Raw genomic sequence first — 14,678 nt, 5'->3', positions numbered from 1 at the left:
GCCCCCGAAGCAGGACAGTAGAGGTCATGAGCAACCCCACGAACACCACCGCGGTCAGCGAGGCGGACATCGCCGCCGCAGCGGACCGCCTCGTGTCCGCCGCCGCGAGCGGCACACCGACCGCTCCGATCCGCGACCTGATCGGCGAGAGCGATCTCGTCGCGGCCTACGCAGTGCAGCAGCGTTTCAACGAAGGCCGCACGCAGGCCGGCGCCGTCGTCGTGGGCCGCAAGATCGGCCTGACCTCGAAGGCCGTTCAGGAACAGCTCGGGGTCGACCAGCCCGACCTCGGTGTGCTGTTCGACAACATGGCGTTCGACAACGGTGCCGACATTCCGATGGATCTGTTGATCCAGCCGAAGGTCGAGGGGGAGGTCGGGTTCGTGCTCGGCGCCGACCTGATCGACGGCCCGCTCGACACCGCCCAGGTGCGGGGGGCCATCGAGTACGCCGTCGCCGCCCTCGAGATCTGCGACAGCCGGATCGCCAACTGGGACATCAAGTTCGGCGACACCGTCGCCGACAACGCCTCGTCCGGCGTATACGTTCTCGGCACCGAGCGCCGCACCCTCGACGAGGTCGAACCCGTCGAGGTCACCATGTCGATGGAGATCGACGGCACCGAGGTCTCCACCGGCAACGGTGCCGCCTGCCTCGGCGACCCGATTCAAGCCGTGGTCTGGCTCGCACAGACCGCCCGCGAACTCGGTCAGCCCCTGAAGGCCGGCCAGGTGATCCTCTCGGGCGCTCTCGGCCCGATGGCATCCGTCTCCGCAGGCAGCACCGTCTCCGTCACCGTGTCCGGCCTGGGCACCGTGACAGCCCGTTTCGTGGAAGGAAAGCAAGCATGAGCAAGACCAAGGTTGCGATCATCGGATCGGGCAACATCGGCACCGATCTCATGATCAAGGTGCTGCGCACCTCCGAGATTCTCGAAATGGGTGCCATGGTCGGCATCGACCCCGAGTCCGACGGACTCGCCCGCGCCGCGCGCCTGAAGGTGCCCACCACGGCAGAGGGCGTCGAAGGCCTGGTGAACCTGCCGAACTTCGACGAAATCGAGATCGTGTTCGACGCGACCTCCGCGAAAGCACACATCGCGAACAACGAGCGTCTCGCACCGCTGGGTAAGCGTCTGATCGACCTCACACCCGCCGCGATCGGCCCGTTCGTGGTTCCCGCCGTCAACGGCGACGAGCACCTCGACGCGCAGAACGTGAACATGGTGACGTGCGGCGGTCAGGCCACCATCCCGATGGTCGCGGCCGTGTCCCGCGTCGTGCCGGTCGCGTATGCCGAGATCGTCGCATCGATCGCGTCGAAGTCGGCCGGACCCGGTACCCGCGCGAACATCGACGAGTTCACCGAGACCACGTCGTCTGCAATCGAGACGGTCGGCGGCGCTCGTCGCGGCAAGGCCATCATCATCCTGAACCCGGCCGAGCCGCCGCTGATCATGCGCGACACGGTGTTCTGCCTCGTCGACGCACCGGATCCGGCCACCCATGACGAGATCCGTCAGTCGATCGAGAAGATGGTCGGCGACGTCGCGGCGTATGTGCCGGGCTACCGCCTCAAGCAGCAGGTGCAGATCACCGAGATCCCCGAGGATCAGCCGGTCGAGACGCTGCTCGCCGATGGCAACCGCCCGACCCACCAGGTCTCGATCTTCCTCGAGGTCGAGGGCGCTGCCCACTACCTGCCCGCCTACGCAGGAAACCTGGACATCATGACCTCCGCCGGACTCCAGATCGCTGAGCGGATCGCACAGAAGAAGGACAACGCCTGATGAGCAACACCACCGTCTTCGTTCAGGACGTCACACTCCGCGACGGCATGCACGCAGTGCGTCACCGGATCACCCCCGCCGACGTCAAGCGCATCGTTTCCGCTCTCGAGGACGCCGGCGTCGATGCCATCGAGGTCGCTCACGGCGACGGGCTCGCCGGTGGTTCCGTGAACTACGGCCCGGGCTCGAACACCGACTGGGAGTGGATCGAGGCCGCAGCCGAGGTGCTGCAGAACGCCCGCCTGACCACTCTGCTGCTGCCCGGTGTCGGTACCGTCCACGATCTGCAGCGCGCCTGGGATCTCGGTGTCCGCTCGGTGCGCATCGCGACGCACTGCACGGAGGCCGACGTCTCCGCACAGCACATCGCGACCGCCCGCGAGATCGGCATGGATGTCTCGGGCTTCCTGATGATGAGCCATATGGCCCCGGCCGAGGAGCTCGCCAAGCAGGCCAAGCTGATGGAATCGTATGGCGCACACTGCGTCTACGTCACCGATTCCGGAGGACGCCTCACCCTCGGTGGTGTGCGCGACCGCGTCCGCGCCTACCGCGAGATCCTGAACGAGGGCACCGAGATCGGTATCCACGCCCACGAGAATCTGTCGCTGTCGGTGGCGAACAGTGTCATCGCGGTGGAGGAGGGCGTCTACCGCGTCGATGCGTCGCTCGCCGGGCACGGCGCCGGTGCGGGCAACTGCCCGATCGAGGCGTTCATCGCGGTCGCAGACCTGTACGAGTGGAAGCACGGCTGCGACGTGTTCAAACTGCAGGACGCAGCCGACGACATCGTCCGTCCGCTGCAGGACCGCCCGGTGCGCGTCGACCGTGAAACCCTCACCCTCGGTTACGCCGGCGTGTACTCGAGCTTCCTGCGTCACGCGGAGGCGGCGTCGGCACGCTACGACATCGACGTGCGCACGCTGCTCCTCGAAGCGGGCAAGCGCAAACTGGTCGGCGGTCAGGAAGACATGATCGTCGACATCGCGCTCAACCTCGTCGCCGAGCGCGAGGCCGCGTCCGCCTGACACTCAACACACTCGTGCGCGGTTCCGGTGATCCTGACCACCGGAACCGCGCACGAAGTTGTCTGCGGGCTACACCGACAGCGGGACCTTGACCGGCTCGGTCACGGGAACGGTCGGGTCCGGAGCCGGGTGCGGCATCCTGCGGCGCACCATCGCAACACCCACGTACACCAACAGCGAGACGATCACGGCGAGGAACGTCGTCCACCCATCGACGTCGGCCGTCACGAGATCGTTCGGGATGTACAGCAGGGTGTTGTCGACGCCGTAGATCGTGGGCGTGAGGACGAAGAACCCGACGCGCACCCCGATACCGGCGACCGCGGCGGCGGCGACGGCAACGCCGTCACCGCGCGTCCAGAACAGACCCAGGATGAACGGCACCACCAGCGACGCAAGCAGCAGGTCGAAGGTGAGGGTGAGCAGAATGCCGGTCTGCGGGACCCGCAGTGCGACGATCGCACCGAGCGCCGCCATCGGGAGCATCGCCCAGCGAGTCGCCTTCATGACGTCCGACGACATCCCGGCGTGCTCACCACCGACCCGGAAGATGTTGCGCACCAGCACGGTCGCGGTGGACAGCAGGATTCCGCTGATCGTCGTCAGCGACGCGGTGACGAGACCCGACAGAACGAGGATCGACAGCCACTGCGGCGTGTACTGGCCGAGCAGCACGTACAGGATCGGGGCGTCGGCGGCGCTGTCCCCCACGATGGAGACCGCGGCGAGTGCGACGAACGACAACGGGACGCACAGCAGCAGGATGCCCGTCGCTGCGGAGAAACACGCGCGTTGTGCGGCATGCGGGGACTTGGCGGAGAACACGCGCTGCATCAGGTCGATCGCGACGAGGTTGCCGAGTCCGAGCGCGACGATCGTCGCCCAGTTGATCGCCGCGCCCTGCGCGGGGTCGGTGAGCTGACCCAGGTTTCCGATGCCGAGCCCCTCGGGGCTGGAGAACCCGGGTCCGGCCGCGACCCACAGGAGGAGCGAGATGATCCCGACCACCATGACGCCGAACTGCACCATGCCGGTGTAGACGCTGGCGAACATCCCACCGGCCATGGTGTAGGCGAGCACGAACGGGATGATCACCAGCACTGCCATCGTGTAGTTCAGGCCCAGGAAGTATTCGAGCAGGTAGCCCAGCGCGACCAGGTTGCCCGCGAGCAGGATCCCGAAGCTCACCACCGTAAGGACCGACGCGGTGATCTCGGTGCCTCGCCCGAACCGCTGCCCGAAGTATTCGGGAAGGGTCACCACTCCGGTAGCGCGTAGCTTCTTCGCGAAGAACAGGCCCACGAGGAGCACGCTCACTGCAATACCCAGTGGCATCGCAGCGCCGGCCCAGAAACCGAATGCGGCGGACAGGTCTGCGCTGCCGAGGGTCGCGTTGGAGTCGATGACCTGCGACATGAGCAGGACCGCGATGACGGGCGCGCCCAGTGAGCGGCCGGCCAAGAGGAAGTTCCCGGTATCTCCGCGAACTTTGCGAGTGGAATAGAAACCGGCCCCGAGCAGAACTACGAGGCACACGGCGACACCGGTGATGATCATGACAGCTCCATCGAGAGGGTCAGACGGCAGGAGCGCTGCGTTGGGCTTCGCGTCCGAGCGAGTAGAGAGGGCGTGCATTGTCAGGAAGAGCGATCTCACCATCAGCGAGACGGCGACGGAGATAGACGAAACTCTGGGCGGTCTGCGCGAACAGGTGCTCGCCCGCTCTTACACCGTCGTACAGCGGACCGTCTCCACCGACGAATCGATCCAGGGGTTCGACCCACGTGTCGTAGTCGACATTGAAGAAGAGCGGGAACGAGTAACGCTCTTCGGCTACCTTACGCACCCGATGTGACGTCGCTGTAAATATCCCGTTGGTCCAAATCTCCAGTAGGTCACCGATGTTCAGTACGAATGCGTCGTCGCGGTACGGAACGTCGATCCAGGTGCCCTCGGCGTTGACGACCTGGAGTCCCGGCGCCGTGGGCAACAGGAGCGTAAACACCTCGTAGTCGGTGTGGGCACCGATACCCGGCCGGTCGTCGGCACTCGGGTCGTGCGGATAGTGGATCATCCTCAGCTGTGCGGGTGGGGTGGTGACATATCGATCGAAGAGATCCGCCGGCTCACCCAAAGTTTCGGCGAAGGCGCGCAGGATGACTCGGCCGAGACCGAAGATCGCGTCGTAGTAGGCGGTGACGGGGCCGGCGAAGTTGTCGAGCGCGGGCCACTGGTTGGGTCCGAGCAACGGATTGCCCGCAAGATAATCCGGGTCGTCGGCCGGGAGATCGATCGAGAGGTCGTAGGCCTCTTTGTGGTCGGGGGTGGCTCCCGCGAACACCTCCTCCCCTGCCGGGACATATCCACGATGATTGGTGGAATTGCCGATGTACACGGACATTTTCGTGTCGTCCGGTTCTGCGAAGAATCGCTCGGCTGCGCCCTTCAGCTCGTCGATCAGGGTGCGATCGATTCCGTGACCGATGATCTGAGCGAAGCCCACCTCGCGGGCTGCTCGGCCGAGTTCGTCGACGACGGCGTCGCGTTCCTCCGCGCCGACGATGAGAGCGGTGACGTCGATGACCGGAATACTGGTGAAGGTCACGGGATTCTCCTGGAGTCGGGGTCGAGTCGCTGCCAGTTCCGCACGACGGGATTCCCGTCGAGGTCGTGGTCGCGAGTGCCGACCCGGTCGCCGAACACCGGATTCAGGTGTGCACCGACCCGATACGGGAGGCTGGAGGCGGTGATGATCCACTGCTCGTCGCGCACAACGCCGAGCGCGATCTCACAGTCCAAGAGCTCTTGTGCCGCGCGTAGGCTCGCGGCTCCGCGGATCTGTTCGTGCAGTGAACTGTCGAGCACGTGCTTACGGCCCCGGGCGAATGCGAAGTCGCCGCCCACACGCACGACGACTCCGGGTGCACCGGTGTCGAGGTCCTCGAGCAGGTACTCGTCGATGTCCGGTGAGGTTGCGGCGATCCGCCAGTGTTCGATGTAGTCCTCGAATATGCCTTGCTCGACGAGGGTGTCGTGATCGAGTGCATTCAGAGCGCCCGCGTCCGGTGTCGGTCCTGCCGGGCGCAGTGCGACTGTGCGGACCCATTCGACGTGGTCGCTGTTGTCGATCAGTGGGCCGGCGAATCCGTCCTGATCAGCCAGCGCGAGCAGGTCTCCGATACCCAAGGCACGAAGCGCGGGTGCCTCAATCTTCGGTAGCGCGGCGGGCTGTCGAAGATCGCAGTACAGTGTGCGTCCCTGCAGCCAGGTGACACGAGTCGTCGTGTCGTCCGGATGCCCCGGTCTGCTCAGCAGGGTGCGCTCGAAACGGGTTCCCGAGAGCGACGTAGCGACGGTCACGCGCCGCCTTCCTTCCACCGTGCGCGCTCCTGCGCGAACGCCACGGACTGGACCTTCTGGAAGGAATCGATCGATTCGGTGTTGTCCACCAGGAACTTCCGGTGTTCGGCGAGGGAGAAGGTACCGTCGGCGATCTCCACTCCTCCACCGCGACCCGCGGCGAGGTCGGCGCGCAGGTCGAGCAATTCTTCGGGATCGACGGGGTACCAGGAGATCCGGTCGAAGAAGCGTAGAAGCCACGGTGTGCCGTCCTCGAACGGACCGGCCTGTTGTGGATGCCGGTGGTTCCACACCTGCGTGGTGCGTCCGACGAACTGGTAGCCGCCCGGGCCTTCCATTCCGTAGATGCACAGATATGCACCACCGATCCCGACCGCATTCTCCGGAGTCCAGGTGCGTGCGGGGTTGTACTTCGTTGTGACAAGTCGGTGCCGCGGGTCGAGCGGCGTCGCGACAGGTGCGCCGAGGTAGACGTCGCCGAGCCCGAGCACCATGTACTCGGCGGCGAAGACGGTGTCGAACACGTCGGCGACGGAGTCGAGGCCATTCATTCGGCGGATGAACTCGATGTTCCACGGGCACCACGGCGCATCGGAACGCACCCCGTGCATGTAGCGCTGAATGGCTTCACGCGTCGCGGGATCGTCCCACGACAGCGGCAGCCGCACATGCCTGCTGGGAACCTCGAGTTCATCGCTGTCGCCGAGAGTGTCCTCGACGTCCGCGAGGTGCCCGAGCAAGGCCTTGACGGGCAGCAGGTCGGGGTCGACCTTGACCTGCAGAGACCGGATGCCCGGGGTGAGTTCGAGCAGGCCGCGGGGGCGATCGGCGTCGAGTCGCTGGTGCAGTGCGTGGACGCGGGCGCGCAGACCGAGGTCGAGGGCCATGTCGCCGTATTCGACGAGCACGTTGTCGTCGCCGCTGCGCCGGTAGGTGACGGCGGTGTGGCCGTCGCGACGGGCGAGCACGCCATCGTCGCCATCTCCGCCGTTGGAGGTGACCAGCGACAACCCTGCGCGACGCGCGGTTCCGAGTGCACGGCGGGATGCGACGTGCTCCGCCCGCACCGGCACGAACCGGATCGTGTTGCCGGGGGCGAGCTGACCCAGCTTCCAACGGTCGGCGGACGCCACGGTCACCGGGCAAACGAAGCCGCCGAGGCTCGGGCCGTCGGGTCCGAGGAGGATCGGGGTGTCGCCGGTGAAGTCCAGTGCGCCGACAGAGTAGGCGTTGTCGTGGATGTTCGAGGGGTGCAGTCCGGCCTCGCCGCCGTCGGTGCGGGCCCATTCCGGTACCGGGCCGACGAGCCGGACGCCGGTGCGGTCGGAGTTGAAGTGCACCTCGTAGTCGGTGGCGTAGAGGGTGTCGATGTCGGCGCGGGTGAAGAACTCGGGTGCGCCGTGCGGGCCCTCGGTGACGGCGATCCGCCAGTGCGTCGTGAGGGCGGGGATGTGCTCGGAGGGCACTGCAGCGCTCCGTCCCGACGGAATGTCGCCGACGACCAGCACGTCTCCGTCGCGGAGTGCGCGCCCCTCGTGACCACCGAATGTCCCGAGAGTGAAGGTGGCTGTGCTGCCCAGGAATTCAGGGACATCGAGGCCGCCGGCCACCAGTACGTACACACGCAGGCCTGGCCCCTCGATCGCTCCGACGTCGAGCAGCCCACCCGCCGGGACCGTGACGGGCCGCCACTGCGGCACGATCTCACCGTCGATGCGCACCGTGACCGGGGCGCCCGTCACGCACACCACAGCGTCCTCGGTGAATCGCAGGGCCGGACCGACCATTGCGGATTCGAGGCCGGATACGCCCTCGTCGTTTCCGAGAGCGATGTTGCCGAGGCGGAACGACAAGTCGTCCATCGGACCGGACGGCGGCACACCGATCTGCCAGTAGCCGGCGCGACCCGGGTAGTCCTGGACGGTGGTGAGCATTCCCGGGCGTTCGACGGTGATCTTCGTGGTCATGGCGAACTCACACCTCCTGTGTGCGTGTGACGATCATCCGCACGGGTGTGGGATCGAAACCGTTGCACGGGTTGTTGATCTGCGGGCAGTTGGAGACGAGCACCAACACGTCGCGGTCGGCCCGGATGGCGAGACGCTTGCCGGGTGCGGAGAGCCCGTCGACGATGCCGAGGGTGCCGTCGGCCTCGACGGGCACGTTCATGAAGAAGTTGATGTTGGAGACCAGATCCCGCTTGCCGAGGCCCCACTCGGCACCTTCGATCAGGAAGTTCTCGACACAGGCGTGCTGGTGTTTGGTGTGGTGTCCGTAGCGGAGGGTGTTGGATTCCTGCGAGCAGGCACCGCCGACGGTGTCGTGGTTGCCGACCTCGTCGCCGACCAACGTCATGAGAGGTTCGCCCTCGGCGTCGCGGAGTACCGATCCGGTGGTGAGGAACAGGTTACCCTGCCCCGCAACAGTTGCGGGCGCGCTGTACCGCGAGGTGGTGTCGTGGGCGTCGTAGATGAGGGTGTCGACGGCCTGGTTTCCATGGAGGTCGACGATGGTCAGCACGTCACCTGCGGCAACGACCGTCGACCACGGACCACGGAGTGCGACGGTGTCGTCGAGCACGACGGTTCCGGGGACGAGTGCAGCAGTATCGAGGGTTGCGGTCATGGGTCAGTTCTCCATTCCGGATTCAGCAGCGGCCCAGGCGTCTTCGGTGTTGAGCACCGCGCGGTGGTACTCGGGTTCGGTGGTATCGACCGACTCGAGTTCGCCGGGTGCGCGCCATGCGGTCACTTCGAGTGGGGTCGTGACGAACTCAGGGTGGGGATCGAGAGGGTGCGCGGTGTTGGCGATGAGCGCGATGACCGGGAGGTGGACGAGCAGATCCACATACACGCCGGCGCCGGCGGTTCCGGTGCTGGTGAGCGCACCGTCATCCTCGACGCGGATGCCGTGGAAGAACGACAGCGACGGCGGGAGGTCGCGGGGCTGCAGATCGTGCTTGGCGGCGGCGACCTTGAACAGTTCACGTCCCGCAGGGGACGACGAATGCAGCGCACCGGCGCCGTATCGCGCGGTGTTTCCTGCCGCGTGGCTCGTGCCGCACAGAGCGTCGTGGTGGCCCGAGGTGTCGGCGACGACGGTCGCGAGTACGCGTCCTTGATCCGAGAGCAGCGGATGCCCGGTGCCGAGGTAGGCCTGCCACGGCACTTTGACGGTATCGGCGACGTTGAGCCTCTCGTGGGGTGCGTCGGCGCGGAAGAGCAGTAGATGAGCACACGCGGCGCCCTCGAGATCCCGCAGACGCAGCCGGGTGCCGCGGGCAAGTACCTTGCTCGTGTAGCGGCCGCCGGGCACGGTCTCGGCCCAGGTCATCGATACACGGCGCCCGTTGGGCGGGGTAGGCCACGCAGACGCAGGCACGACCGGCATGCCGTCGGAGACGGTTCCGGCCTGGGCACGTGCATGGGTTCGGGCGGCGTGCGTCGTGGCTGTCGCGAGGGTCTCGGTCATGGCGCTCCGATTCGTGGCGGCGGGAAACTGTCGGTTGACAGTTTTCAAGGCCCGCATCTTCGGAGGATGTCCCCGGCGTAACGAGTATGTGGCCGATGTTTCGGCTGGATGACGCAATGTTCACACTCTGATCCGGTTGGGTGGCACAGTAACTCGCTGTGCCATGGTGTTGATGTGACCAGAGCAGGGCCGGGCCGACCCCGACTGACGAACCCCAGACGTCCCGGCAACACTGCCCGCGCGGAAATCCTCGACGCCGCCGCAGAACTGTTCAGTACGCGAGGTTTCGCAACCACCACGACGCGACAGATCGCCGATGCCGTCGGAATGAGGCAGGCCTCGCTCTACAACCATTTCGCGACGAAGAACGACATCCTCGCCACGCTCCTCGATGCCACGATCGCTCCGACCGTCGAGTTCGACGAGGGCCTCGACGACTCCACGCCGGCCGCAGTGCTGTTGTGCGCACTCGCATGGTTCGACGCCGCGCAGCTGTGCGCTGGACGGTGGAATCTCGGCGCGCTGTACATGCTTCCGGAGGTCCGCAGCGAATCGTTCGAGACCTTCCGGCAGAGCCGTCTACGACTTGCACGTCGCTATCGCGACCTCGCCGTCGAGGTGCTGGGCGGAGGAGCTGACGCTGCCTGCGATCCACGCGTCGAGCTACCGTTCCGGCTCGTGGAGTCGATCATCGACATCCGCGCCGACCGGCAGGTCGACACGGCGATCGACGCGCAGCTTCCCGAAACTCTGGCGACCGCCGCACTGACCGTGCTCGGGCAGCCCACTGAGGACGTGATGGATCAGGCGTGGGCGCTCATGATCGGCGGCGATTCCGACTCGTTCGGCACGTGGGGCGTCCGGTAATAACTCAATGCCGGTCGTACGAGGCGTCGGGCGGTGTGCGATCGGCGCCCTCGAGCACCGCCACGTTGTGTTTGTGCGAACCCGGACCGACATGGGACTCCGCCCGCATCCGATCCGACATGTGCGGGTAGTGCAGTTCGAACGCCGGGCGTTCCGACCGGATACGCGGTAGTTCCGTGAAGTTGTGGCGCGGCGGCGGGCACGTCGTGGCCCATTCGAGTGAATTGCCGTAACCCCACGGGTCGTCGACAGTGACGACCTGTCCGTAGCGGTAACTCTTGAACACGTTCCACACGAACGGCAGCGTCGACGCACCGAGGATGAATGCACCGATTGTGGAGATCGTGTTGAGTGTCGTGAACCCGTCGGACGGTAGGTAATCGGCATACCGACGCGGCATACCCTCGTTACCGAGCCAGTGCTGCACCAGGAAGGTGGTGTGGAAGCCGATGAACGTCAGCCAGAAGTGCCACTTACCGAGCCGCTCGTCCATCATCCGGCCCGTCATCTTCGGGAACCAGAAGTAGATACCGGCATACGTCGCGAACACGATGGTGCCGAACAGCACGTAGTGGAAGTGCGCCACCACGAAGTAGGTGTCGTGGACGTGGAAATCGAGCGGTGGGCTTGCAAGGATGACGCCGGTCAGGCCTCCGAACAGGAACGTGATGAGGAAGCCCACGGAGAACAACATGGGAGTCTCGAAGGTGATCTGACCTTTCCACATCGTGCCGATCCAGTTGAAGAACTTCACGCCCGTGGGGATCGCGATCAGGAACGTCATGAACGAGAAGAACGGCAGCAGCACCGCGCCGGTCGCGTACATGTGGTGGGCCCACACCGCAGACGACAGCGCGGCGATCCCGATCGTCGCATAGACCAGGCCCGAGTATCCGAAGACCGGTTTACGGCTGAAGACCGGGAAGATCTCCGACACGATCCCGAAGAACGGAATGGCGACGATATACACCTCGGGATGCCCGAAGAACCAGAACAGGTGCTGATAGAGCAGCACACCGCCGGTCGCGGGGTCGTAGACGTGCGCGCCGAGGATGCGGTCGGCCAATGCTCCCATGAATGCGGCCGCGAGCAGCGGGAACACCAGCAGCACCAGGATCATGGTGATGAAGATGTTCCAGGTGAAGATCGGCATCCGGAACATCGTCATGCCGGGGGCCCGCATACAGACGACGGTGGTGATCATGTTGACACCACCGAGAATCGTGCCGAGACCTGCGACCACAAGACCTGCGAACCACAGATTTGCACCGATCCCGGGTGCATGGATCGCATTGGCGAGCGGCATATAGGAGGTCCAGCCGAAGTCGGCACTTCCACCCGGTGTGATCAGGCTGGACAGGACAGCCAGCCCACCGAACAGGTACAGCCAATAGCTGAACGCGTTCAGCCGCGGGAAAGCAACGTCGGGAGCCCCGATCTGCAGCGGAAGTATGTAGTTGGCGAAGCCGAACACGATGGGCGTCGCGTAGAGCAGCAACATCACGCCGCCGTGCATGGTGAAAAGCTGGTTGTACTGCTCGTTCGACAGGAACTGCAGGCCCGGCAACGCGAGTTCGGTGCGCATCAGCATCGCCATCAGCCCACCCGCCATGAAGAAGGTGAACGCCGTGACGATGTACATGATCCCGAGCGTCTTCGGGTCGGTCGTCGTGATGAGCTTGTAGAGCACCGCCCCCTTACGAGCGCGCCGCTCGGGATACGGCCTTACTGCTCGAGCCTCCACCACCACCGGATTCATGGACGAACCTCCAAGACGACCGCGGCGCCGACATGCGGCATTCCCCCGGTACCCGCTCGGCACGCCTGACTCTCCGGGACAGGCCGGTAGCCACGAGCGTAGACCTCGCTGCCGGAACTGGGGTGGAAATGATGGTCGGTAGTCGACATTTCGATCCACCAACCATCCTCATGGCCTCGACCGTTTCCGGCGACAGAGCGCAGTCGAATATCTGCGCAAAGGTTTCCAACGCGACTGCGACAAGTCGACGGTTTCGCTCATTCGGATCCGAACCCCACCGTCGGCACCCGGTAACATCAGTGCCCATGCGAACCTCGGTGAGCGCCCTCCTCACAACCACCGCGATCATCCTGGCCCCAGCGGCAACCGCGGCGGCAGCGCCCGCACCGATCGTCGACGGCAACGGCGCCATCGTCGCTCCGAGTTCGACGACGATCTCTTTCGCACACACCCCGTCGGGTGCACGCGCAGGAACTGCGAACGAGCACGAATCCCGCGCCGGGGTCTCCATCGTCAAGTTGTATATTGCCGAATACGTTGTCCGGCACGGTGATCCGGAAGACCATGCGGATGCAGTCGAAATGATCCGCGCGTCGGACGATGCCATCGCAGACCGCCTGTACGCGAAGTATCCGCAGTCGATCTCCACAACGGTCGCCGAATTCGGTCTTGCCGATACCCATGTGCCCGGCTACTGGGGATTCGGAACGACCTCCACACACGACATGGTGACCTACCTCGAGGCGAAGAAGCGCACCGATCCCGGCTCGCCCGTCCTCGCCGCGATGGCCACTGCCCATGAGACTGCAGCCGACGGCTATCCGCAGAACTTCGGTACCGCGTTGCTCGCGGGAGTGATCGGCACCAAGTGGGGCTGGAGCGACGACCGCGCATTCCACGCCTCGGCGTCCTTCGGGCCCGATTTCTCCGTTGCCGCCTCGGTGTACGGGTCGGCCGACCGGTTGACGGAGAACGTCCTCGGTGCGTTCACCGAAGGTGAGGCCTCCCCCACCGAACACGGAACACCGCTCTCGGACTGCCCCGCCGTCGCGTGGCTCGCAGACGACCCGACCCTGGGCGCGCCCGCGCAAGCGCTGCTCGACACGGTGCCCCCACAGCACATCGCCCGATTCTGCGGAGCGTGACGCCTACTCCGCCGCCCGTCCGTACGGTGGAGCATATGAGCACCACATGGCAGAATCCTGACTCCGTCTCGCTCATGCTCGACGACTGCGCGACGTGGGCAGTGGTCGGCCTGTCGGGCGACCCCAACCGGACCGCGTACCGCATCGCGAAGCTGCTGCGCGAGCGAGGGAAGCGCGTTGTGCCCATCCACCCGTCCGCACCGAGGGTCTTCGGCGAGCAGGGTTACGCGACCCTCGCCGATGTGCCGTTCCCCGTCGACGTCGTCGATGTGTTCCGCAGGTCCGACGCCGCGGGCGAATTCGCCGATCAGGCAGTCTCGATCGGCGCGAAAGGGGTGTGGTTCCAGCTCGGGGTGATCGACGAGGACGCCTTCGCGCGAACGACCGACGCCGGTGTCGCGATGGTCATGGACACCTGCCCTGCCATCGAGTGGGGCACGCAGAACAGGAACTGAGTGCGCTACCCGCTGCGCGACAGATAGTTCCCGAGGGATGCACCCGACCGATCGTCGAGACGCCAGAAGGTCCAGCCGTCATACTCGGCATCGTCGTCGCTGACGAACTTCGTGACGGCGTTCGCAGCTGTGGTCGGATGCCCGAATCGGCGGCCTTCCATCGGGCCACGGGTGATTTCGACGTTGCTGCTCTCCGCGTCGAAGCGCGCGTGGATCCGGTATCCACCGAAGTCCGACACGATCGCCGTTCTGGGGTCGACGAACTCCGGTTCCGCCACGGCCTTGACGGTCTTCGCAGGCTTGACTCGCGGCCGCAACACCTCTTTACGATACCGAGAATCGCGAACCTGATTGAGATTGAGCAGATCCCATCGGTCGTGCCCATGCGCGACGCTACTCATCGGGATGGGGTGACTGCCTGTGGGAACTCGGCCGGGACGCTCGGCGAGCCACAGTTCGACGTCGGCTGCGATCCCCGATTCCACCTCGTCGGATTCGACGATGTAGAACTGCGGAGAGTCCGTCGCGAGGTCGACGAACACCCAGTACGAAGAACCCGTCGGGTCGCTGCCCGGCATGCCGTCCTGCCTGCGGGCCATCCATTGCCCCCTGCTGGTCGACCGCACCCGGACGACACAGCTGCGCCCGTCCACCCCCTTCACCCGCACCGCACGAGAACCCTTCAACGGTGTGGCACTTCCGCCTCGTTGAACGACATCGGCGATGAACGCCCGGACGCCCCTGTCGGCTGACTCTTCCATGGACCGACCATACGGTTACATACCGGATGTCGGAAAGCCACCA

The 14,678-nt window shown here is 65.5% G+C and carries 14 protein-coding genes; 6 read left to right on the top strand and 8 right to left on the bottom strand.

Annotation, left to right across the window (positions count from 1 at the left end):
• Positions 1-26 precede the first annotated feature (26 nt).
• From MWU77_RS04235 to dmpG, 3 genes are read left to right on the top strand one after another with little or no spacing between them, the layout of a single operon-like run.
• Positions 27-851, top strand: coding sequence for a 2-keto-4-pentenoate hydratase (locus tag MWU77_RS04235; RefSeq protein ID WP_247273017.1), 825 nt, complete (start codon positions 27-29; stop codon positions 849-851).
• Complete coding sequence (locus MWU77_RS04230) at positions 848-1,789, top strand: acetaldehyde dehydrogenase (acetylating) (protein WP_247273016.1); 942 nt, start codon at positions 848-850, stop codon at positions 1,787-1,789. Before MWU77_RS04235 ends, MWU77_RS04230 begins: the two co-directional genes overlap by 4 nt.
• Positions 1,789-2,817, top strand: a complete 1,029-nt coding sequence (gene dmpG / locus MWU77_RS04225) for a 4-hydroxy-2-oxovalerate aldolase (protein WP_247273015.1) — start codon at positions 1,789-1,791, stop codon at positions 2,815-2,817. The genes MWU77_RS04230 and dmpG overlap by 1 nt, the downstream gene beginning before the upstream one ends.
• Positions 2,818-2,886: 69 nt before the next feature.
• On the opposite strand, the gene MWU77_RS04220 is transcribed toward dmpG, so the two are convergent.
• From MWU77_RS04220 to MWU77_RS04195, 6 genes are read right to left on the bottom strand one after another with little or no spacing between them, the layout of a single operon-like run.
• On the bottom strand, positions 2,887-4,374 hold the full coding sequence (locus MWU77_RS04220) for a sodium:solute symporter family protein (RefSeq protein ID WP_169687507.1): 1,488 nt from the start codon (positions 4,372-4,374) through the stop codon (positions 2,887-2,889).
• Positions 4,375-4,393: 19 nt separating this feature from the next.
• Complete coding sequence (locus tag MWU77_RS04215) at positions 4,394-5,422, bottom strand: isopenicillin N synthase family oxygenase (RefSeq protein WP_169687508.1); 1,029 nt, start codon at positions 5,420-5,422, stop codon at positions 4,394-4,396.
• The gene (locus MWU77_RS04210) at positions 5,419-6,177 is read right to left on the bottom strand and encodes a hypothetical protein (protein ID WP_247273014.1); all 759 of its coding nucleotides are present in this window, start codon (positions 6,175-6,177) and stop codon (positions 5,419-5,421) included. The genes MWU77_RS04215 and MWU77_RS04210 overlap by 4 nt, the downstream gene beginning before the upstream one ends.
• Positions 6,174-8,144 carry a 5-oxoprolinase/urea amidolyase family protein gene (locus MWU77_RS04205; RefSeq protein ID WP_247273013.1) on the bottom strand — a complete coding sequence of 657 codons (1,971 nt, stop codon included), beginning with the start codon at positions 8,142-8,144 and terminating at the stop codon, positions 6,174-6,176. The genes MWU77_RS04210 and MWU77_RS04205 overlap by 4 nt, the downstream gene beginning before the upstream one ends.
• Positions 8,145-8,151: 7 nt before the next feature.
• Positions 8,152-8,802 (bottom strand): urea amidolyase associated protein UAAP2, encoded by a 651-nt coding sequence (locus MWU77_RS04200; protein ID WP_169687511.1) that lies wholly within the window; start codon positions 8,800-8,802, stop codon positions 8,152-8,154.
• 3 nt (positions 8,803-8,805) lie between these two features.
• Positions 8,806-9,648 carry an urea amidolyase associated protein UAAP1 gene (locus MWU77_RS04195; protein ID WP_169687512.1) on the bottom strand — a complete coding sequence of 281 codons (843 nt, stop codon included), beginning with the start codon at positions 9,646-9,648 and terminating at the stop codon, positions 8,806-8,808.
• Positions 9,649-9,822: 174 nt separating this feature from the next.
• Between MWU77_RS04195 and MWU77_RS04190 the strand changes: the two genes are divergently transcribed.
• The gene (locus MWU77_RS04190) at positions 9,823-10,515 is read left to right on the top strand and encodes a TetR/AcrR family transcriptional regulator (protein ID WP_247273012.1); all 693 of its coding nucleotides are present in this window, start codon (positions 9,823-9,825) and stop codon (positions 10,513-10,515) included.
• A gap of 4 nt (positions 10,516-10,519) precedes the next feature.
• Here the strand turns inward: MWU77_RS04190 and ctaD are convergent, their stop codons facing one another.
• Entirely contained in the window at positions 10,520-12,274 is a 1,755-nt protein-coding gene (ctaD, locus tag MWU77_RS04185) for a cytochrome c oxidase subunit I (protein ID WP_247273011.1), read from the bottom strand.
• A gap of 305 nt (positions 12,275-12,579) precedes the next feature.
• Between ctaD and MWU77_RS04180 the strand changes: the two genes are divergently transcribed.
• Together MWU77_RS04180 and MWU77_RS04175 are read left to right on the top strand one after the other, a co-directional pair.
• On the top strand, positions 12,580-13,419 hold the full coding sequence (locus tag MWU77_RS04180; protein WP_247273010.1) for a hypothetical protein: 840 nt from the start codon (positions 12,580-12,582) through the stop codon (positions 13,417-13,419).
• Between the two features lie 35 nt (positions 13,420-13,454).
• Positions 13,455-13,874, top strand: coding sequence for a CoA-binding protein (locus MWU77_RS04175; protein WP_247273009.1), 420 nt, complete (start codon positions 13,455-13,457; stop codon positions 13,872-13,874).
• A gap of 5 nt (positions 13,875-13,879) precedes the next feature.
• Here the strand turns inward: MWU77_RS04175 and MWU77_RS04170 are convergent, their stop codons facing one another.
• Positions 13,880-14,635, bottom strand: a complete 756-nt coding sequence (locus MWU77_RS04170; protein WP_247273008.1) for a hypothetical protein — start codon at positions 14,633-14,635, stop codon at positions 13,880-13,882.
• Between the last annotated feature and the right edge of the window lie 43 nt (positions 14,636-14,678).

The sequence above is a fragment of the Rhodococcus sp. F64268 genome, assembly GCF_023015605.1.
Taxonomy (GTDB): Bacteria; Actinomycetota; Actinomycetes; order Mycobacteriales; family Mycobacteriaceae; genus Rhodococcus.
Note: the sequence above shows the minus strand (reverse complement) of the source record. Positions and strands in the feature narration are given on the sequence as shown.

Coding starts and splice junctions, on each gene's coding strand:
- MWU77_RS04205 (WP_247273013.1), bottom strand. CDS start 8,144: ATGACCACGAAGATCACCGTCGAACGCCCGGGAATGCTCACCACCGTC.
- MWU77_RS04220 (WP_169687507.1), bottom strand. CDS start 4,374: ATGATCATCACCGGTGTCGCCGTGTGCCTCGTAGTTCTGCTCGGGGCC.
- dmpG (WP_247273015.1), top strand. CDS start 1,789: ATGAGCAACACCACCGTCTTCGTTCAGGACGTCACACTCCGCGACGGC.
- MWU77_RS04170 (WP_247273008.1), bottom strand. CDS start 14,635: ATGGAAGAGTCAGCCGACAGGGGCGTCCGGGCGTTCATCGCCGATGTC.
- MWU77_RS04235 (WP_247273017.1), top strand. CDS start 27: ATGAGCAACCCCACGAACACCACCGCGGTCAGCGAGGCGGACATCGCC.
- MWU77_RS04200 (WP_169687511.1), bottom strand. CDS start 8,802: ATGACCGCAACCCTCGATACTGCTGCACTCGTCCCCGGAACCGTCGTG.
- MWU77_RS04195 (WP_169687512.1), bottom strand. CDS start 9,648: ATGACCGAGACCCTCGCGACAGCCACGACGCACGCCGCCCGAACCCAT.
- MWU77_RS04230 (WP_247273016.1), top strand. CDS start 848: ATGAGCAAGACCAAGGTTGCGATCATCGGATCGGGCAACATCGGCACC.
- MWU77_RS04175 (WP_247273009.1), top strand. CDS start 13,455: ATGAGCACCACATGGCAGAATCCTGACTCCGTCTCGCTCATGCTCGAC.
- MWU77_RS04180 (WP_247273010.1), top strand. CDS start 12,580: ATGCGAACCTCGGTGAGCGCCCTCCTCACAACCACCGCGATCATCCTG.
- ctaD (WP_247273011.1), bottom strand. CDS start 12,274: ATGAATCCGGTGGTGGTGGAGGCTCGAGCAGTAAGGCCGTATCCCGAG.